The 19,963-nt window shown below is 68.8% G+C and carries 16 protein-coding genes; 12 read left to right on the top strand and 4 right to left on the bottom strand.

The features are described 5' to 3' along the window. The first annotated feature begins 1 nt into the window (after nucleotide 1). The 3 genes from ACQP2T_RS47710 to ACQP2T_RS47700 all read left to right on the top strand — a co-directional run bounded on the left by ACQP2T_RS47710 (nucleotide 2) and on the right by ACQP2T_RS47700 (nucleotide 4,453). On the top strand, nucleotides 2-751 hold the full coding sequence (locus tag ACQP2T_RS47710; protein WP_433511450.1) for a sulfite exporter TauE/SafE family protein: 750 nt from the start codon (nucleotides 2-4) through the stop codon (nucleotides 749-751). Nucleotides 752-930: 179 nt separating this feature from the next. After that, complete coding sequence (locus ACQP2T_RS47705) at nucleotides 931-2,493, top strand: cellulase family glycosylhydrolase (RefSeq protein WP_433511449.1); 1,563 nt, start codon at nucleotides 931-933, stop codon at nucleotides 2,491-2,493. A 1,093-nt stretch (nucleotides 2,494-3,586) separates the two neighbouring features. Continuing rightward, nucleotides 3,587-4,453 (top strand): tyrosine recombinase XerC, encoded by an 867-nt coding sequence (locus ACQP2T_RS47700; RefSeq protein WP_433511448.1) that lies wholly within the window; start codon nucleotides 3,587-3,589, stop codon nucleotides 4,451-4,453. Between the two features lie 114 nt (nucleotides 4,454-4,567). Here the strand turns inward: ACQP2T_RS47700 and ACQP2T_RS47695 are convergent, their stop codons facing one another. Further along, nucleotides 4,568-5,548 carry a LysR family transcriptional regulator gene (locus tag ACQP2T_RS47695; RefSeq protein ID WP_433511447.1) on the bottom strand — a complete coding sequence of 327 codons (981 nt, stop codon included), beginning with the start codon at nucleotides 5,546-5,548 and terminating at the stop codon, nucleotides 4,568-4,570. 84 nt (nucleotides 5,549-5,632) lie between these two features. Between ACQP2T_RS47695 and ACQP2T_RS47690 the strand changes: the two genes are divergently transcribed. Continuing rightward, a complete protein-coding gene (locus ACQP2T_RS47690) occupies nucleotides 5,633-8,944 on the top strand; it encodes a S8 family serine peptidase (RefSeq protein WP_433511446.1) in 3,312 nt (1,103 codons plus the stop codon). Nucleotides 8,945-9,139: 195 nt separating this feature from the next. On the opposite strand, the gene ACQP2T_RS47685 is transcribed toward ACQP2T_RS47690, so the two are convergent. Beyond that, nucleotides 9,140-10,273 (bottom strand): peptidoglycan DD-metalloendopeptidase family protein, encoded by a 1,134-nt coding sequence (locus ACQP2T_RS47685; RefSeq protein ID WP_433511445.1) that lies wholly within the window; start codon nucleotides 10,271-10,273, stop codon nucleotides 9,140-9,142. A 130-nt stretch (nucleotides 10,274-10,403) separates the two neighbouring features. Between ACQP2T_RS47685 and ACQP2T_RS47680 the strand changes: the two genes are divergently transcribed. Beyond that, nucleotides 10,404-10,880, top strand: coding sequence for a GNAT family N-acetyltransferase (locus ACQP2T_RS47680; protein ID WP_433511444.1), 477 nt, complete (start codon nucleotides 10,404-10,406; stop codon nucleotides 10,878-10,880). A gap of 127 nt (nucleotides 10,881-11,007) precedes the next feature. On the opposite strand, the gene ACQP2T_RS47675 is transcribed toward ACQP2T_RS47680, so the two are convergent. After that, on the bottom strand, nucleotides 11,008-12,321 hold the full coding sequence (locus tag ACQP2T_RS47675; protein ID WP_433511443.1) for an MFS transporter: 1,314 nt from the start codon (nucleotides 12,319-12,321) through the stop codon (nucleotides 11,008-11,010). 68 nt (nucleotides 12,322-12,389) lie between these two features. On the opposite strand from ACQP2T_RS47675, the gene ACQP2T_RS47670 reads away from it, so the two are divergent. The 6 genes from ACQP2T_RS47670 (at nucleotide 12,390) to ACQP2T_RS47645 (ending at nucleotide 17,610) form a co-directional block, all read left to right on the top strand. Further along, nucleotides 12,390-12,998 carry an ArsR/SmtB family transcription factor gene (locus tag ACQP2T_RS47670; protein WP_357942971.1) on the top strand — a complete coding sequence of 203 codons (609 nt, stop codon included), beginning with the start codon at nucleotides 12,390-12,392 and terminating at the stop codon, nucleotides 12,996-12,998. Nucleotides 12,999-13,218: 220 nt separating this feature from the next. Then, nucleotides 13,219-14,145, top strand: coding sequence for a 30S ribosomal protein S2 (gene rpsB / locus ACQP2T_RS47665; protein ID WP_433511442.1), 927 nt, complete (start codon nucleotides 13,219-13,221; stop codon nucleotides 14,143-14,145). A gap of 299 nt (nucleotides 14,146-14,444) precedes the next feature. Continuing rightward, nucleotides 14,445-15,278, top strand: coding sequence for a translation elongation factor Ts (gene tsf / locus ACQP2T_RS47660; RefSeq protein ID WP_433511441.1), 834 nt, complete (start codon nucleotides 14,445-14,447; stop codon nucleotides 15,276-15,278). Nucleotides 15,279-15,401: 123 nt separating this feature from the next. Then, nucleotides 15,402-16,100 carry a UMP kinase gene (gene pyrH, locus ACQP2T_RS47655; RefSeq protein WP_225290523.1) on the top strand — a complete coding sequence of 233 codons (699 nt, stop codon included), beginning with the start codon at nucleotides 15,402-15,404 and terminating at the stop codon, nucleotides 16,098-16,100. A 43-nt stretch (nucleotides 16,101-16,143) separates the two neighbouring features. Continuing rightward, nucleotides 16,144-16,701: a ribosome recycling factor gene (gene frr / locus ACQP2T_RS47650; protein WP_433511440.1), complete on the top strand. Its 558-nt coding sequence runs from the start codon at nucleotides 16,144-16,146 to the stop codon at nucleotides 16,699-16,701. 69 nt (nucleotides 16,702-16,770) lie between these two features. After that, nucleotides 16,771-17,610, top strand: coding sequence for a phosphatidate cytidylyltransferase (locus ACQP2T_RS47645; RefSeq protein ID WP_433511439.1), 840 nt, complete (start codon nucleotides 16,771-16,773; stop codon nucleotides 17,608-17,610). 54 nt (nucleotides 17,611-17,664) lie between these two features. Here the strand turns inward: ACQP2T_RS47645 and ACQP2T_RS47640 are convergent, their stop codons facing one another. Continuing rightward, nucleotides 17,665-18,687, bottom strand: coding sequence for a suppressor of fused domain protein (locus ACQP2T_RS47640; protein ID WP_433511438.1), 1,023 nt, complete (start codon nucleotides 18,685-18,687; stop codon nucleotides 17,665-17,667). 132 nt (nucleotides 18,688-18,819) lie between these two features. Here ACQP2T_RS47640 and rlmN point away from each other — a divergent pair, with 132 nt between their 5' ends. Then, nucleotides 18,820-19,920, top strand: a complete 1,101-nt coding sequence (rlmN, locus tag ACQP2T_RS47635; protein WP_433511437.1) for a 23S rRNA (adenine(2503)-C(2))-methyltransferase RlmN — start codon at nucleotides 18,820-18,822, stop codon at nucleotides 19,918-19,920. Nucleotides 19,921-19,963: the final 43 nt, after the last annotated feature.

Below are 19,963 nucleotides of genomic sequence, written 5' to 3'. Positions count from 1 at the left end.
CATGACACCACTGGAGATGGTCGCGGTGCTGGCGGCCGGAGTCGCGGGCGGGGCGATCAACACCGTCGTCGGCTCAGGGTCGCTGATCACGTTCCCCACGCTGCTGGCCGTCGGCCTGCCGCCGATCACGGCGAACGTCTCCAACAACATCGGCCTGGTCCCCGGCGGCCTCACCGGTGTCATGGGCTACCGGGCCGAACTGAAGGGCCAGCGGGAGCGGCTGCTCAGGCTGGCCCCGGCCTCCGTTATTGGCTCCCTGGCCGGCGGGCTGCTGCTGCTCACCCTGCCCGAGGGCAGCTTCAACGTGATCGTGAGCGTGCTGATCGCGCTGTCCTGCGCGCTGGTCATCATCCAGCCCAGGCTGAGCCGCCTGCTGTCCGCCCGGCCGGGGCGCGCGCACGGCGGGCCGTGGCTGTGGCTGGGCACGCTCGCCGCCGGCGCGTACGGTGGCTATTTCGGCGCGGGCCAGGGCATCCTGCTCATCGGCCTGATGGGCATCATGCTGGACGAGGAACTGCAGCGCATCAACGCGGCCAAGAACGTGCTCGCCCTGCTGGTCAACTTCACCGCCGCCGCCCTGTACATCCTGGTCGCGGACGTCGACTGGCAGGCCGTGCTGCTGGTGGCGCTGGGTTCGATGATCGGCGGCTTCTTCGGCGCCCGCCTGGGCCGCAGGCTGCCCGCGCCGATCCTGCGCGGCGTGATCGTCTGCATCGGCGTCGTCGCGATCGTCAAGCTCCTGGCGGCCTGATCAGCCGGAGGGTGGCCGCGGGCCTACGCCGATTGTCCCCCGCTCCCGAGCGCTGGTCGGCCCAGTGAAACTTTCAAGCATTCTGCCTGGTCACAGCCATAGAACCCACAGTGCGTTGACGAGCGTGAAGACGGCAGCCGAGCATGACGCCGCGTCCTCCCTCTCCGAAAGGCACCCCCATGCACTTGTCCAAGGCGCTGATGGCCGCGCTGGCCACGCTGGTGGCCGGAGCGGCAGTCGCTGTCGCGGTGGCCACGGCCGCCCCGGCGGGCGCAGCCGGCGGCACGGGCACCGGCTACCTGCACACCAGCGGCAACAAGATCGTTGACAGCACGGGTGCGACCGTGCGCCTGACCGGCCTCAACTGGTTCGGCATGGAGACCGACAACCGGACCTTCCACGGCCTGTGGTCGAGCACTCCCTGGAAGGGTCACATCGACAAGATGGCCTCGCTGGGCTACAACACGATCCGCGTGCCGTACTCCAACGACGCGCTCAAGTCCGGCGCCACGGCCACGGGCATCAACGACTACGTCAACCCCGACCTGATCGGCCTGTCGCCGCTGCAGATCCTGGACAAGATCATCGCGTACGCGGGCGGCAAGGGCATGCGGATCATCCTCGACCGCCACCGCCCGACCGCGGCGGGCCAGTCCGCGCTCTGGTACGTCTCCGCCACGCCGGAGAGCACCTGGATGAACGACTGGAAGGCGCTGGCCCAGCACTACGCGAACAACCCCACCGTCATCGGCGCCGATCTGCACAACGAGCCGCACGCGGAGGGCACCAACCCCAACGCGACCGGCTCCTGCTGGGGCTGCGGCGACCAGGCCCGCGACTGGCGGCTGGCCGCCGAGCGGGCCGGCAACGCGGTCCTGTCGGTCAACCCCAACTGGCTGATCTTCGTGGAGGGCGTGAGCTGCCCGAGCGGCGGCCTGTCCAACGTGTGGGACGGCGATCCCAGCAACGACGAGGACTGCGGCTGGTGGGGCGGGAATCTGTCGAAGGCGGGCCAGTATCCGGTACGGCTCAACGTGGCCAACCGCCTGGTCTACTCACCCCACGACTATGCGACCTCGGTCTACCACCAGACTTGGTTCGACGCCCCCGACTACCCCGCCAACCTGCCGGGCATCTGGGACAAGTACTGGGGCTACCTGTACAAGCAGAACATCGCGCCGATCATGATCGGTGAGTTCGGCACCACCCTGGCCGCGAACGTGGACAAGATCTGGCTGCAGGAGCTCCTGAAGTACACGGGTACCGGGGTGAACGGGATGTCGTTCACCTACTGGTCGTGGAACCCGAACTCCGGTGACACCGGGGGCATCCTCAACGACGACTGGACCACCGTCAACCAGGCCAAACAGGCCATCCTCCAGCCGTACCTGATCCCGCCGACCGGTGGTACCGGGCAGCCCTCCGATACGCCCACCCCCAACCCTCCCGGGCAGTGCGCAGTGTCGTACAAGCAGACGAACTCCTGGCAGGGCGGCTTCCAGGGCGAGCTGACGGTGAAGAACACCGGCACCGGCACGATCAGCGACTGGACCGCCACCTGGGCGTTCCCGTCGGGGGTGACGCTGGTCAACGGCTGGAACGCGGTCGTGACCCAGTCGGGCACCACGTGGACCGCCAAGGGCCCCGACTACGCCAAGAACCTCGCCCCCGGCGCGTCGGTTGCCATCGGCTTCACCGCCAACGGCCCGGCCGCCCAGCCCACCACCGCCACCTGCTCCTGACCCTTCCACCGTCCCGAACTCGCGCTCCTTCGCACGGTCACGGGCTCCCCGCTCCTCCCCATCGTCACGGGCTCCCGACTCTTCCCACCGTCGAAGGCTGCCGGCCTTACGACCGTCGCGAGCTCCTGACCCTGCCACCATCGCGGGCGGACGCGCTCCCGCCCGCAGCCCCCGAATTAGCGCCCGCCCCGCGATCCACGGCTGAGCACCGCGGGGAGGGCGCTCGCCTTCCTCCATCGAGGGGACTGTACCTCAAGGGGCCTCTCCGGGGGGCTGTACCTCAACGGGCCTCTCCGAGGGGCAGCACCCCAACAGCCCTCCCTCAAGAACGGCGAACTCCAACGCATCCAAGGTCTCTGGCTGGGGCTGCCGGGCGGCCGGCGCAGATGGCACTGACAGTCGCCGGCGGAGCATGGGTTGCTCATCCCTCCATGGGGGAGGCGCTGTCGCGAGCAAGGGATCACCGAGGGTGGGCCAAGCCGGCGTAGGCGCGTGATCGTGATCTGGGCCGCTTCCGGCCAGGGCGGACGGCGGGTGGCGTCCCACCCAGTGGTGGATCAACGATCTCGTTGTGTGTTCCTACGTGGGCGAACAGGGCTGAGCACGCAGAAGCCACGCCGCTCTGCGGGATGTCATCCTCGACGACCGACCGCAGCGGACAGGTCCTGCCAGAGGTGGAAACGGCCGATGACGTGGGCGCATCGGTGCGAGCGCGCGATCTCGGCTTTCAGCTTGGCTAGGTCGCTGATCCGCCGGTGGCGCCCCACCGAGTGGTGGATGCACGAGGTCGCCGCATGGCTTGGCTTCTACCAGGGAGGATCGGTCCGAGCGACCGAGAAACCGCGCCACTCCGCGGGTCGTCATCGATCCGCGACCAACCAGACACCGCCCCATCGGTCGGCTGGCGGCCGTGGACCAATGTGCGTCGTGGACCAATGTGCAAAGGTGAAAGAAACGAGGCGACGGTAGGCCGATATACGGGTACAAGCCCGGCCGTGGGCTGTTGATCGCCTGGTGCGCGTGGCTCCGGCAGCGGTCGGCGTCTGTGAGAGGGGAGGTGCTTGTGGCCGACGGGTGGCTGGGAGCGGACGAGGTGACAGCCGAATTCGGCAGGTACCTGCGGTTTGAAAGAGACTTGTCCCCGCATACCGTGCGTGCCTATCTCTCTGACGTCACGGCCCTGCTCGAGCACCTGGACGGTCAGCTCCACGGCCTCGATATCAGTACGTTGCGCGAATGGCTGGCCGAGCAGCACGCCAACGGCAAGGCGAGGGCGACGCTGGCGCGCAGGACCGCCTGCGTACGTACCTTCACGGCCTACTGCCATCGCAGAGGCTGGTTGCCGGACGACCCCGGCCTACTGTTGGGCAGTGCCAAGGCTCCCCGCCCGTTGCCTGCCGTACTCGATCTGGAGCAGGCCCAGGCCACCCTTGCAGTGCCCTCGGACGGAGAGCCCAAGGAATTGCGGGATCAGGCCATCCTGGAGCTGCTTTATGCAACTGGGGTGCGGGTGAGTGAGCTGTGCGCGCTGGACGTCGACGATGTCGATCGGGATCGGCACGTCATCAGGGTGCTGGGCAAGGGCCGTAAGGAACGGTCGGTGCCGTTCGGGTTGCCCGCGCTCCGTGCTCTGGACAGGTGGTGCGTCCACGGACGCCCCCGGTGGATCCGCGCCGGCTCGGGGGCGGCGGTGTTTCTTGGGGTACGAGGCGGGCGGATCGACGCGGGTACGGTGCGACGGGTGGTGCACGCTCGCTTGCGTGAGGTCGAGGGAGCACCGGACATGGGCCCGCACGGGCTGCGACACACCGCGGCGACGCACCTGCTCGAAGGCGGCGCCGACCTGCGCAGCGTCCAGGAGCTTCTCGGACACGCGTCGCTGCACACCACCCAGATCTACACGCACGTCTCGATCGAGCGCCTCCGCACGGCATACCGCCAGGCACACCCCAGGGCGTGACCGGACATCGATGTGGGGGCCTATGCGGAGGGCTGGGTTCCGGGCCTAATGGGGATGGGGCCGGAGCTGGGATCCAGCGAGTGGCCTTGGTGCGTGATTGCACCGCCTTGTCCCTCACCAGCCAAGGGGCTCCGCATCGCGCTCCGACCAGGATCGTCGGCGGATGCGCTGCCACGCCCGGTAGGCCGGCATCGCCTCCGCCTGCGCCCGGTACGCCACGACGAGCGCGTCCCTGATGCGGGGCACGTGCTCGGCGACCGGGCCGTTCGACGGCCACAGAAGCCGCTCGCGTACCCACATCGGGTCGCCGGCCAGCGGCCTGACCACCACGTTCTCGCGCCCGGCCGTGATCGCCCGGCACAGGGACACGCCGTGCCCCTGGCCGATCAGGGAGAAGACCACGCTGGCGTTGGTGCGCTGGATCCGCCGCGGCGCGAATCCCGCCCGGCGGCAGGCGTCATGGAACATCGCCCGCATCCGGAGGTCCTTGCCGACGCCCGGTAGCCAGCGCTCGCCGGCCAGCGCGGCCAGCGGCACTTCGGGTTCGGCCGCCAGCGGGTGGTCCTTCGACAGCACGATGAAGACGGGCTCGACGCCCAGCACCGCCTCGCCCAGTTCCTCGGGCATCGGCAGTTCGTATCCCGGATAGTCGACGCTCAGCCCGATCTCCAGCCGGGACTCGGTCAGCAGCTCGACCAGTTCCTCGTCCGAGTCGCACACGTGCAGGGAAACCTCGGCCTCCGGTAGGAGCCGGCGGACGGCGGTCATCAGGCCGGCGGCCATCGGCCCGGCGGTGGCGCCGAGTCTGAGCGTCGTCAGGTCCGCGCTGACGTCGTGGCGGCGGACGTCGCGCACCAGATCGTCGTGCAGCGCGATGATGCCGTGGGCGTGGGACAGGACCATCGCGCCCAGGGCCGTGGGCGTGGCGCCGGTGCCGTCACGGGCGAAGAGCGTCCCGCCGAGTGCGCGTTCGATCCGTTGCAGCTGCGCGGTGACGGCCGGCTGGGTCTGGCCGAGCACGGCCGACGCCCGGGTGATGCTGCCGGTGTCGGCGATCGCGGCGATCACCCGCAGGTGGCGGATCTCCAACTGCATAACGTGATGTTATGCCTAACTGAGAGTACCTTCCTCCAATATCCGGATTTGAGAATCTTCCCTGAACCATCAGGGAGGAACTCGATGTCTCGGACGTCCTGGCGCTGGCGCCTGCCCGTCTTCTTAGTCACCACCACCCTCTTGACCGGCAGCCTGGTCTCCGTCGCGAGCGCGGAGCCCACTCCGAGCGCCGACCCCGCACCCGCGCGGTGGACCGCCGGCACGCAGTCCGCCGCGCCCCGGGGATCGTGGATCACCCTGCTGACGGGCGACCGGGTCTATGTCGAGGGGAACCGGATCTCGATCACTCCGGCCCTTGGCCGGGAGAGGGTCGGTTTCAACACGTACGAACGCGACAATCACCAGTTCGTCGTGCCGAACGACGCCCTGAATCTGGTGTCGACCGCCCGGCTCGACCGGCGGCTTTTCGACGTGACCGGGCTCGCCCAGGCCGGGTACGACGACGCGCACGCCGCCGAACTGCCCACCATCGTGTCGTATGAGGCCGAGGCCGCGGCGCGGGTCAAGTCGGCCGGGAAGGTCACCCGCACGCTGCCGAGCATCGGCGCGGCCGCGGTGAAGGTCGGCAAGGCCAAGGCACGCGAGTTCTGGGCCGAGGTGACGACGACCGGCGGTAAAGCCCAGCGGAGCACGGCGGCCGGCATCGGGCGGATCTGGCTCGACGGCAAGCGGGAGGTCTCGCTGGACCAGAGCGTGCCGCAGATCGGCGCGCCCATCGCCTGGGCGGCCGGGTACGACGGTAGCGGGGTGACCGTCGCCGTCCTGGACACCGGGATCGACGGCACTCACCCTGACCTGGCAGGGAAGGTCATCGAGGAGAAGAACTTCACCGACGCGGCCGACACCGCCGACAACGTCGGGCACGGCACGCATGTCGCATCCACGATCGCCGGCAGCGGTGCGGCGTCGAACGGGAAGTACCGTGGTGCGGCGCCGGGGGCGAAGCTGCTGAACGGCAAGGTGTGCAGCACTCGTACCTGCACCGAGTCGGCGATCCTGGCGGGGATGGAGTGGGCCGCCGGGCGGGCGAAGGTGGTCAACATGAGCCTGGGCGGAACCGACTTCCCGGGCGTCGACCCTCTTGAGGAGGCGGTGAACCGCCTGACCGCGAGCACCGGCACGCTCTTCGTCGTGGCCGCGGGCAACGAGGGCCGCGACGGCGGGGTGTCCTCGCCGGCCACCGCGGACGCCGCGCTCGCGGTCGGCGCGGTCGACAAGCAGGACAATCTTGCCTCTTTCTCCAACCGCGGCCCCCGCCTCGACGGCGAGATCAAGCCGGACATCACCGCTCCAGGCGTCGGCATCGTCGCGGCGCTGGCAAAGGGGTCGGACTATCCGGCGTACTCTCCCGGCTACACCCAGCTCAACGGGACGTCGATGGCCACGCCGCACGTCGCGGCCGCCGCGGCGCTGCTGGCACAGTCGCATCCGAAGTGGACCGGCCCCGACCTCAAGGCGGCGCTGGTCGCGGCGGCCAAGCCGAATCCGGACCTGAACGCCTTCCAGCAAGGCGCGGGCCGGGTCGATGTCGGCCGTGCGGTCCAGCAGGCCATCCTGCCCAACGTCACCAGCCTCGCGCTCGGGTCGCAACCCTGGCCGGCCGAGGATGACGTGCCTGTGACGAAGACGGTCACCTACCGCAACGACGGCGCCGAGCCTGTCACACTCGACCTCGCGACCACGGGAACCGGTCCGGACGGGCTTTTCACGGTCAGTCCCCGCCAGGTGGTCGTGCCGGCGGGCGGGACCGCGGACGTCACGCTGACCGCCGACACCCGGGTGCCGTCGGCGACCGGGACCTTCACCGGGACGTTGCTCGCCTCGAACGCGCAGGGCGTGTCCGTGAGGATCCCGCTGGCGATCACGAAGGGCCACGAGTCACGCACCGTCACCTTCAAGCTCACCGACCGCGCGGGCTCGCCCGCGAGTGACTACGACCTGGCGGTGGTCGGCCTCGATCTCGACGTCTACCAGGTTCCCTTCAACGCCTCGGGAACGGTTACCGCCAAGCTCCGGCCGGGCCGTTACCACGTCCAGGCCACGGTGATCAGTCCTGATGGCAGCTCGACGTTGCTGGTGCAGCCCAACCTCGCTGTCGGCCACACCGATGACGGGGTAGTCACGCTCGACGCGCGCCAGGGCACATCGGTGTCGGTGACCGTACCGAAGTCCTCGGCGCGGACCCGGATGGCCGCCGCCGGCTTCTACCGAAGCCTGCCGCGCGGGTACGGCCTGGCGGCGCGGATCGTCGCCGGCGACTTCGGCAAGCTGTACACCGCCGACCTGGGCGGCGAGGTGAAGGCCGACGAGGGCACGCTGGTGTCGGAGGTGCGCAGCTTCTGGGCCGAGCCGGCGGCCGACGGCACGTTCTACGGCTCGCCGTACGAGTACGACCTCGTGCAGTTCACCCGCGGCCGCTTCCTCACCGGCTATCGCCACACCGTGCGGCCCGGCGAGCTGGCGACCGTGGTCAACCGCAACCACAGCGTGACCGCGGGCAAGCAGACGGGCTACATGCACAACTTCGGTTTCCCGCCCGAGGGCGGGGCCGCGATGTCCGGACCGATCATGTACGACCTGCCCAGCACGCGGACGATCTACTACAGCGCGAAGGATGTCGTCTGGGACAACCGATGGGAGCAGAGCGGCGCGAGCCAGACGCAGTTCTGGTATGACAACACCACCTGGCAGCAGGGCAGGCGCTACGTGGTCGACTGGCAGCGCGGGCCGGCCGGTCCGAAGCTCAACGCGCGCACGTACGTCGCCCGGGTCGGCAACACCATTGTGCTGAACGTCCCGCCGTTCGGCGACGACTCCGGGCACACCGGTTACTCGCTGCTCGACAAGGGCCGGGTCGGGTTCTACCGCGACGGCGTCCAGCTGGTCGAGATTCCGAAGTACTTCTACGACGCGAGCGGACCGGTGCCGGCGGGCGAAAGCACCTACCGGCTGGAGTACGACGTGGACCGCACGACCGGGTTCAACGCCTCCACCAAGATCAGCGGTGCCTGGACGTTCAAGTCCAGCGAGGTGAGCAATGACAAGTGGACCTACCTGCCGCTGGCGTCGTTCTCCTTCACGCCCAAGGTCGACCTGGTCAACAGCGCGCCGGCCGGCAAGCCGTCGATGGTGCCCGTGAGCCTGAAGGCGCAGCCCGGCTCGGCCGCCTCACCGCTGCGGCGAGTCGGTGTCGAGGTCTCTTACGATGAGGGAGCCACCTGGCGGAAGGCGAACCTGGTGCCGACCGGGCTGGACACGTGGCTGGCGCCGCTGAACCATCCGGCCAAGGGGTCGGTGTCCTTCCGGGCGCACGCGGAGCGGGCCGATGGCAGCACCGTGGACTACACCGTCATCCGCGCTTACAACCTGCGATAACGCGTAAGCGGAGGGGTCTCGGGCCTGGTGCGCGAGGCCCCTTCGGCGCCCGCCGCACAGCGCTGTGGGGTGAGGGGCGTTCGCCCCGGGTGTGATCCGGTATCAGATGCTGTTCGGCGAACCGATACAGCGAAATCGTGGATCCACCGCTCAGCGGGGCGCTGTCCAAGGCCCCAGGCAGACGCCCGCTCCAGGTCACGGCTTGGTGGTCGTGGCTCTGCGCCCGCGCCTTCGTGGGGGCTGTTTGCGGTGCTGACCTTGCGAGGGGCGGGGTCGCTTCGTGCGCGTACTTCGATGGCGGCGGATCAGGGTGAACAGCAGCAATGCGCTGAACAGCGTGCCCACGCTGATGACCGAGATGGCGGGTGTCGAGGCGGAACGTGCCGCGAAGCGGAAGGCGGGGTTGGCGGCGGGAGGCCAGGAGGGTTCGCCCGAAACGGTGGGGCCGGGTGCAGGGGTGCGACCTGGCTGAGGTGGCGATGTCAGCGGTCGGGTGGTTGCCGTTGTCGCTTTGGAGGGAGCCATGTCGGCGGGTGCCGGGTGGAGGCGTTCGGTGCTTGAGGATTGTGGCTGCGTCCAGAGGGCGGCGGTGTCCAGGGCGTCCAGGTCCCAATAAGGGAGCAGGCGGATGTGGGCTCGGCCAAGGAGGAGCAAGGGGTCAAGGTAGCGGGAGCCGCGCAGGAGGCCCCAGTGAAGACAGGATTGTCGGCAGTGGCCTGTTGGGCGTTCGATGACTCCGAGGCGAGTGCCGGGCGTGACGCGCTGGTGCCGGCGCACTGATGCGTTGACCGGCAGGTATGTCGTGCGTAGGCCGTCCATGTGCTCGATGGTGACCACACCCCGGCCCGCGAGGGGGCCGGCGAAGCGGACGATGCCTGGGCCTGCGGCTACGACAGGGGTGCTGGGTGGGGCGCCGAGATCGATGCCCCGGTGGCCCGAGAGCCATGGCTCGGGTGGGGGTGCGAACTGGCGGAGGACTCTGGGGTGTCCGTCCAGCGGCCATCGCCAGGTGAGGCGGTCGGCGGCGGCGGGGCTCGCGAGTGCCAAGAGGATCGGGGGAATGGCGAGGGCGAGGAGGGCGGCCAGAAGCGTCACCGGGCATGCGGGTGCTCCTCGCCGAAGAGGCTTTGTTGGCGGGGGATGGGTTGACCTGCTGCTATTGCAGGAGTGCGGGGATTTGGAGCCGAGGGACCGCGGGGATTCGGGGCTGGAGTGGCTGTTGGGAGTGTCGGGGTGGCAGCGAAGCGGATGGTGGCGATGCGGTGATGGAGGGGTGGGACTGGAGTAGGTGAGAGGTGACGGACAGCAGGGGGTGAGGTGGATGGGCATGCGGTGAGTTTGCGGGAGAGGTGGGGCCGGTCGGAGGGGCGAACGTAATTCTGTGGAAAAGGAGGGCGCGGGTCGGTAAGCCTGTGGATATCCGCTGGCATCGTGGCGCGGGCGGGGTTGGGGAGGCGGCATGGTTGAGCTGCGTGGGTCCCGGGTGATCCTGCGGGACGTCGTACGGGATGACGAGGCGAGGCTGCGGGAGATCGCGGGGACGCCGGAGGTGGCCAAGTGGTGGGGGCCGGTCGATGAGTTCGACGACATGCTGGCCATCACGGTCGGCGGCGAGGTGATCGGGGCGATCCAGTACGAGGAAGTCGAGGATCCGATGTATCGCAGCTCGGGGATCGACATCTTCCTCGGACCACGGTGGCATGGACGCGGGTTCGGGCAGGAAGCCGTTCGTACGTTGGCGCGATGGTTGATCGAGGAGCGGGGGCATCACCGGCTGACCATCGATCCCGCGGCGCACAACACGGTGGCCATCAATGCCTACGAGCGGGTGGGGTTCAAACGGGTGGGGATTATGCGCGCCTATGAGCGGGATCCGGCGAGTGGAGAGTTTCACGACGGGTTGCTCATGGACCTACTGGCGGACGAGTTGATCTAGCCAGACGAGGGGCCGTGTCTGGCCAGGTGAAGGGTTGTGCTCGAAGGGTTGGTGGCTGAGGCCGGGGTGCGGCCGCCTGAGCCGTCGTATGTCACGAATGGCAACGCTGGATGCTCCATTGGAAGGGTCAAGGCTTCGAGGGCTCTGGCGAGGGCTGGGTCGATGCCGGGTCAGTGGGGTCCGCGAAGCGATGGCGGCGGCCAGAGCGCAAGGGAGAGGTCCAGATCCAGATCGTACTGAGCGCGATGCCGACCCCTGAGACGAGAATGACGGGACGCAGGCCCGCGAATTCGGCCAGCGCGCCACCCGCGAGGCCGCCCAGAGCCATGACGCCCTGTACGGCGAACGTCATGGTGGCATTGACCCGGCCACGGAGTTCCGGGGCGGCTTCGCGCAGGACGATCGCGCCCATGCAGGTGGCGAACGCGACAACGATGCCGCCCGTGACGACGCCGGTGAGCGTGAGCAGAGCCAGCTTCCACCAGAGAGGCCCGCTGAGCAGGCCCACCGCCAGGATTTCGATCGGGAAGAAGAGTACGGAGACGAGGAGCACGCGGTTCTCGCCGTAGCGTTTGGCGGCGCGGGTGGTGATCCAGGCGCCGATGAGCCCGCCGACGCCGCCGAGGGCGATGAGGGCGCCGATGAGGCCCCTGGGGATGCCGAGTGTGTTCACCATGTACAGCATGTAGACGGCCGTATAGGCCATGGCGAAGAAGTTGATCGTGATACCCGCGCCGAGAAGGGCGCGGAGCACGGGATGGGTGATGCCGGCGCGGAGCCCTTCGGTCACGTCTCGCCACATGCCTCGGGAGGGGGCCGGCTCGTTCTTCTCCGGGGTACGGATCGAGCGCAGCAGCACTGCCGATGCCAGGAACGACAGCGCCTCCGTGAACACCGCCAGCGGGGCCGTCAGCAGCTGTACGAGGAGCCCGGCCAGGCCGGGGCCGCCGACGGAAGCCACTGAGTAGGAGGCGTGGAAGCCGGCCATGGCCTCTGTCCGCTGTTCGGGGGAGACGATCGCGGCCACGTGCGGAAAGTTCGCGGCCCTGAAGAGCACGCCCGCTGAGCCGATGACCAGGGCGACGACGATGAGCCAGAACGCGTTGAGCACGCCCAGGAGCCAGGCCACAGGGACCGTCAGCGCGGCGGCGCAGGAGACGAGTTCGCAGGCGATCATGAGGGGCCGGTGGCGCGAGAGACGGTCGGCGATCGCGCCCGACTGGAGGCCGAGGAGCAGGGCGGGTAGTGAGGCCGCGGCGGTGAGCAGGCCCATTTCCATGGGGGAGGCGGCGAGCAGGGTGACCGCGGTCAGCGGCACGGCCAGCTTGGACACCTCGGAGCCGGTTATGGAGATGGTGCGAGCGGTCCAGAGCAGTCGATAGTCCCGCTGTTTGAGGAGCGGGGTGAGGTCCGGCGCCGGTTTGTGAAGGGAATGCTTCATAACTATGAAAGTAACCCTTCATGGTTATGAAGGCAATGCTTCACATCACTTCCGGGTACCTTGGTGCCATGACGCGGGAGAGCCTCAGTGACCCCAAGGCGATGCGGGCCCTGGCGCACCCGGCCCGGCTGGCGATCCTGAACCGGCTGGGTGTCGACGGCAGCGCCACCGCCACCGAGGTCGCCGAGGTCGCCGGCATCACTCCGAGTGCCGCCAGTTACCACCTGCGCATGCTGGCCAAGTACGGGTTCGTGGAGGACGCGCCCCCGCGCGGCGACGGGCGGGAGCGGGTCTGGAAGCCGACGAGTACGCCCCTGTCGGTCGGCGTCCAGCCCGGCGACCAGCCGGAGGTGCGTGAGGCCAAGCACCTGCTGATCCAGGCGTTTCGCAAGGAAGCGGACGAGGAGGCCCGGCGGGCGCTGGAGAACATCGACCAGGAGCCCGAGGAGTGGCGCGAGGCGACCCGCTTCAGCCGCCTGATGCTGCGGCTCGACGCCGAGGAGATGGCGCGGCTCAACGTCGAGGTCGAGAAGCTGTTCGAGCCGTACCTGGCACGCCATCGCGATGAGCGGGCGGCGCCTCCTGGTGCCAGGATCGCCGAGGCCCAGGTCAATCTCTTCCCGCATGTACGGAGGGCGGCGCCTGGGCTGCCCACGGAGGACCACGACGCGGGCTGACCCGAGACGGTCAGGCCGGGGCGGCGTGGGAGGTAGACTTTTGGGTGGCCTGGGCATCACAGGCCGACTTCGCATGCCCCATCGCGGACCGCGCCATCGGTCCGAGCCACGGCTCGGCTGGAACGGGTTCGGGGCATCAGGGCGACAGCCACTGGGCTGCCGCGGCACAACCGAGAACCGCGCCCGCCCGCACGGGCGCCCAGACCTGGAGGACCATCACATGGCCCCCGTCGTCACCATGCGACAGCTGCTCGAGAGCGGCGTTCACTTCGGGCACCAGACCCGCCGCTGGAACCCGAAGATGAAGCGCTTCATCTTCACCGAGCGCAACGGCATCTACATCATCGACCTGCAGAAGTCGCTGTCGTTCATCGACCGTGCCTACGACTTCGTCAAGGAGACGGTCGCCCACGGCGGCACGATCCTGTTCATCGGCACCAAGAAGCAGGCGCAGGAAGCCATCTCCGAGCAGGCGGCTCGCGTCGGCATGCCGTACGTCAACCAGCGCTGGCTGGGTGGCATGCTCACCAACTTCTCCACCGTGCACAAGAGGCTTCAGCGTCTGAAGGAGCTCGAGGAGCTCGACTTCGACAACGTCGCCGCCTCGGGGCTCACCAAGAAGGAGCTCCTCATGCGCCGGCGTGAGAAGGACAAGCTCGAGCGCACGCTCGGCGGCATCCGTGACATGGGCCGCGTGCCCAGCGCGGTGTGGATCGTCGACACCAAGAAGGAGCACATCGCGATCAGCGAGGCCAAGAAGCTTGGCATCCCTGTCGTCGCGATCCTCGACACCAACTGCGACCCCGACGAGGTCGACTACCCGATCCCCGGCAACGACGACGCCATCCGCGCCGTCGGCCTGCTGACCAGGGTCGTCGCCGACGGTGTCGCGGCCGGTCTGATGGCTCGCTCGGGCGCCGCCCGCGGTGACGAGAAGCCCGCTGCCGCCGAGCCGCTGGCCGAGTGGGAGCGCGAGCTCATCGAGCAGGGCGCCGCCGAGCAGGCCGCCCCTGAGCCGGCCGCCGAGGCCGCCGCTCCCGAGGCCGAGGCCGCTGCCCCTGAGGCTGAGGCCGCTGCCCCTGAGGCTGAGGTCGCGGCTGAGGCCGCTCCGGCCGCCGCCGAGGGCGAGACCGAGCAGCAGGCCTGACCGCTCACACCTCGGGTAAACACCGAGGTGGCGAGCAGTCGCCTACCGAGCCCGGCTCCGTGGAGTGACCCGCACGCGAGGCCGAGCGGAAATCGCAGACGCTGAGTCCGGCGGCGGGGGTCAAGACCCCCGCCGCCGGGCAAGGCCGGAAGAGCCGGGAAAGCCGCGAAGGCAGGGCTGCTCACCAGGTAAGACGCTGAGCTCCTGTACGGCAGCCGCCGGCCGTTCGAACCATAGGGTGGGTGCCGGAAGGTCGGCGCCCACCCGATCCACGACGAAATCCCACAAGGAAAAAAGCAATGGCTTCCGTGAACATGGCCGACGTCAAGCGGCTTCGCGAGATCACCGCGGCCGGAATGATGTCTTGCAAGAAGGCGCTCGAAGAGGCTGACGGCGACATCGACCGCGCCATCGAGCTGCTGCGCCTCAAGGGCGCCAAGGACGTGGGCAAGCGCGAGGCGCGCACCGCCTCCAACGGCCTGGTCGCGCTCAAGCAGGACGGCGACTCCGCCGCCGCGCTGCTGGAGCTCAACTGCGAGACCGACTTCGTGGCCAAGGGCGAGCGCTTCCAGGAGCTGGCCGGTCAGGTCGTCGAGCACATCCTGGCCACCAAGCCGGCCGATGTGGCGACGCTGCTCGAGTCCTCGGTTGACGGCAAGACCGTCAAGGAGCACCTCGACGAGGCCAACGCCGCGCTGGGCGAGAAGATCGAGATCCGCCGCTTCGCGGTGCTGGAGGGCGGCTACATCGGCGCCTACATGCACCGCACCGACCCGGCGCTGCCGCCGGCCGTCGGCGTGCTGGTCCAGCTCGACAAGCCGAACTCCGAGGTCGCCAAGGACATCGCGCAGCACGCCGCCGCGATGGCTCCTCAATACCTCAACGCCGCCGCCGTGCCCGCCGACGTCGTCGAGAAGGAGCGCAAGCTCTTCGAGGAGATGACGCGCGAGGAGGGCAAGCCCGAGGCCGCCATCGGCAAGATCGTCGAGGGTCGCGTCAACGGCTGGTACAAGGACTTCACCCTGCTCCAGCAGGCGTTCGTCAAGGACAACAAGAAGACCGTCGGCAAGTACGCCGAGGAGAACGGTGCCGAGGTGCTGGCCTTCGTTCGCTTCAAGGTCGGCCAGGCTTAGGCTTGAACGAAATTCCAGCCCATCGAACCGCCTAAGAGGGAGGCCGCCGCCGTGCAGGAGAACCAGGAGCCAGCTACGTCGGCGGCTTCTTCGTATCAGAATCCGCTCCGGTGGAAGCGGGTCATGCTGAAGCTGTCAGGTGAGGCGTTCGCCGGTGGCGACCCGCTGGGCATCGACCCGCTGGTGGTCGATCACCTGGCCGACTCGATCGCCGAGGCCGTACGCGAGGGTGTGCAGGTGTCGGTGGTGGTCGGCGGCGGCAACATGTTCCGCGGCGCGGCGCTGTCCGAGCAGGGCATCGACCGCGCCCGCGCCGACTACATGGGGATGCTGGGCACCGTCATCAACTGTCTCGCGCTGCAGGACTTCCTGGAGCGGCGCGGCGTCGAGACCCGCGTGCAGACCGCCATCACCATGCAGCAGGTCGCCGAGCCGTTCCTGCCGCGCCGCGCGATCAGGCACCTGGAGAAGGGGCGCGTGGTCATCTTCGGCGCCGGGCTCGGCTCGCCGTTCTTCTCCACCGACACCGCGGCGTCCCAGCGCGCCCTGGAGATCGGCGCCGAGGCGCTGCTCAAGGGCACTCAGGTGGACGGGGTCTACGACTCCGATCCACGCAAGAATCCCGACGCGGTCAGGTTCGACCACCTCGACTACGGCGAGGTGCTGATCCGCGACCTCCAGGTCATGGACGCCACCGCGATCAGCCTGTGCAAGGACAACGACCTCCCGATCGTCGTCTTCGACCTGATGGGCGAGGGCAACATCCTGCGAGCGGTCCGCGGTGAGAAAATCGGCACGCTGGTGAGTCCCGCAGGTAAATGAGGGAGCGCGCCCGATATCGCCAGCTAGTAGACAGGGAGCCGCTGTGATCGACGAAACCCTCCTCGAAGCCGAGGACAAGATGGACAAGGCCGTTGCGGTCGCGAAGGAGGACTTCGCGGGCATCCGGACGGGCCGGGTAACCCCTTCGATGTTCAACAAGATCAATGCCGAGTACTACGGCACGCCGACCCCGATCCAGCAGCTGGCCTCGTTCCACGTGCCCGAGGCCCGCATGGTGATCATCCAGCCCTACGACAAGGGTTCGATGGCCGCGATCGAGAAGGCGATCCGTGACTCCGACCTTGGCGTCAACCCCGGCAATGACGGGGCGGTGATCCGCGTGTCGTTCCCCGAGCTGTCGGAGGACCGGCGCAAGGAGTACATCAAGGTCGCCAGGAACAAGGGCGAGCACGCCAAGGTGTCCGTGCGCAACATCCGCCGCTCCGCCAAAGAGATCCTCGACAAGATGATCAAGGATGGAGAGGCGGGCGAGGACGAGGTCCGCCGCGCGGAGAAGGAGCTCGACGACATCACCCAGAAGCACGTCGCCAAGATCGACGAGCTGCTCAAGCACAAGGAAACCGAGCTGCTCGAGGTCTGAGCGGCGCGCCGCACGGCCCTCGCCCCGGTGGCGGGGGCCGTGGCTCATGGAAGACCCGGGAAGAGATCTGTGGACGAAAGTACGGCTGGCACCAGCCCGAGCGGCGGCAGCCGTACCGGACGGAACCTTCCTGCCGCCATAGCGGTGGGCTTGGGGTTGGGCGCGCTGGTCATCGGCACGCTCTACACCGTCAAAGAACTCTTTCTCCTGGTGCTGGCGGGCGCCGTGGGCGTCGGGGTCATGGAGCTGATCCAGGCGTTCGGGAGCCGCGGCATCAAGGTGCCGGCCGTGCCCCTGCTCGGTGGCATGGTCGCGATGTTCGCCGGTGCCTACTGGGGCGGGCCCGTCTGGCTGCTCGGCGCGTTCGTGGTGGTCGTCTTCGTCCTGCTGATCTGGCGGATGTTCAGCGACGGCACCGACGGCTACGTACGCGACACGACCGCTTCGGTGTTCATCCTGGTCTATCCGCCGCTGCTGGCCGGGTTCGCGGCGTTGCTGCTGGCGCCCGGTGACGGCCGTGATCGGGTGGTCATCTTCATCGCGGTGACCGTGGCCAGTGACATCGGCGGCTACATCGCGGGCGTGCTGTTCGGCAAGCACCAGATGACCGTCATCAGCCCGAAGAAGACCTGGGAGGGCATGGCCGGGTCCATCATCGCGTGCGTGGCGGTGGGCGCCTGGCTGGTGAGCTGGCTCATGGACGGGCGGCTCTGGCAGGGCGCCCTGATCGGCGCGCTCGTGGCGGTGCTGGCGACCGTCGGTGACCTGATCGAGTCGATCATCAAGCGGGACCTCGGCATCAAGGACCTGGGCACGCTCCTGCCGGGTCATGGCGGTCTCATGGATCGGCTCGACTCGCTGGTGACCACGCTGGTGCCGGTCTGGCTGCTGATGACGGTGTTCTTCTGACGCGTCTCCGTGTTCCCTGACACTAATGGTTCCTGACACTAATGGTTCCTGACGCTAGTGGCGGTGTTCTTCCATCGCCTCGATGGTGATCGGCTGGAGCCAGAGCCAGCGGACGGCCTCACCACCGAAGGCGAATCCTGATAAATCCGGCATGGCGGGTGGGTCGGCGACCATCATGACTCCCGCGTACTGCGGGCCCAGCGGGAACGTGGCCGGCTCGTGATACCACTTGGCAGTATGCCCATGCCCTAGCCACGTGACCGAGTGCCACGGATACTGCGACAGCCACACGAGCAGCAGCGCCGCCTCGCGCGGATCCTCGCGGGTGGCCACGGCCAGCTCGATCCGGGCGTACGCGCCCGGCCGGTCGATCCACTGCTCGACGGTGGGCATCCGCTGGCAGCTCATACCGACCGTCGACAGCACCGTGAACCCCCGCCGCCCGTACGGCGGCCGCTCGGTGATGCCGACAGCCGGCAGCCGCTCCCCGCTCACGTCCCAGTAGCGCCCGGCCGGCCCGAGCCCCCGTTCGAGATGCCCCATGACGAACTCCTGGAACGACGCCCAGGCCCCCTCCCCATGCCGCCAGCGCCAGTAGGACCTGGCGTTGGAGATGCGCGGCCGCAGCCCTTCGAGCGCCTCGGACAGCGCCCAGGCGAACGGCGTCTCACCCACGGCGTCACGGGCGTAGCCGGGCATGCCCCTGCTCATGTCGGCCCACCCGGGGATGACCGCCAGCAGGTCCTCGTCCTCATAGACCGCGACCCCGTCGCCCTCCTCGAACCACAGCGTCGTCAACTGCCCGAGCGGCCGGCGCCCGGCCGGGTGCGTGGTGTTGGGCCGGGGCATGAGCGGCGGCAACCCGGAGTTGAGCCTGGCCAGATCGACCACCTCGGGCGCGGGGCGGTGGTTGGCCAGCCACACGGCGCCGTGCACGGCGCCGTCAGGCGAGCACAGGTAAGCTACCGAGGCGTCCTCGTCCCGCTCGACCACGAGCGTCCGGCTGCCGTACGGGTTGCCGGCGGTGAGGACGACCTCGGTCTGCCCCTCGCCAGAAGCCGACCGGAAAATCGCCATACGAGATGCACTCTAGATCGGCCCCCACCCTCATGCGAGGGCTACCGCCACCGGGAGCTCCCTCATGGAATGTCACTTGGGAGCCGAGCGTTCACTACCCTGGTCGGTAACCACCCAAGCAAAGGCAGAAACGTGTCCCAGCAGCCAGGCCAGCTCACCTTCGTCGCGCCGCGCAGGGCCAAGCCGGCTCGGCACCTGGCGGACCTGTCCATGCCCGACCGCCGCGCCGCGGTGGCCGAGCTCGGCGAGAAGGCGTTCCGCGCCGACCAGCTGTCCCGGCACTACTTCGAGCGCCTGAACGCCGACGTGCACGCGATGACCGACCTTCCCGCGGCGGCCCGCGACAAGCTGTCGGTGCTGCTGCCATCACTGCTCACCCCGGTCAAGGAGCAGACCACCGACGCCGGCACCACCCGCAAGACGCTGTGGCGGCTGTTCGACGGCGCGCTGGTCGAGTCGGTGCTGATGCGCTATCCCGACCGGGTGACGATGTGCGTGTCGTCACAGGCCGGCTGCGGCATGAACTGCCCGTTCTGCGCCACCGGCCAGGCCGGGCTGACCCGCAACATGTCCACCGCCGAGATCGTCGAGCAGGTGGTCTCCGGCGCCCGCGCGCTGGCCGCGGGCGAGGTGCCCGGTGGCACGGGGCGGGTGAGCAACGTGGTCTTCATGGGCATGGGCGAGCCGCTGGCCAACTACAAGCAGGTCATCGGGGCCGTACGCCGGATGGTGGAGCCCGCCCCGCACGGCCTCGGCATCTCGGCGCGCGGCGTCACGGTCTCCACGGTCGGCCTGGTGCCCGCCATCGGCAAGCTCGCCGACGAGGGCCTTCCGGTCACGCTCGCCCTGTCCCTGCACGCACCCGACGACGAGCTGCGCGACACGCTGGTGCCGATCAACACGCGCTGGAAGGTGTCGGAGGTCCTCGACGCCGCCTGGGCGTACGCGGCCAAGACCAAGCGGCGGATCTCGATCGAGTACGCGCTGATCAAGGACATCAACGACCAGGAGTGGCGGGCCGACCTGCTCGGCAAGCTGGTGCGCAACAAGCTGGTGCACGTCAACCTGATCCCGCTCAACCCGACGCCCGGCTCCAAGTGGACCGCCTCCCGGCCGGAGGACGAGCGGGCGTTCGTGCGGCGGCTCGAATACCACGGTGTGCCGGTGACCGTCCGCGACACCCGCGGCCGCGAGATCGACGGCGCCTGCGGCCAGCTCGCCGCCGCCGAATAGCCCCTGGGAAGAGCTCGGAAGCCCAGGGAAGAGCTCTGGGAGG

The organism is Nonomuraea sp. CA-143628 (assembly GCF_050942315.1).
Classification (GTDB): domain Bacteria; phylum Actinomycetota; class Actinomycetes; order Streptosporangiales; family Streptosporangiaceae; genus Nonomuraea.
The sequence above is the reverse complement of the archived record's forward strand: the minus strand, read 5'-3'. Positions and strand labels throughout refer to the sequence as shown.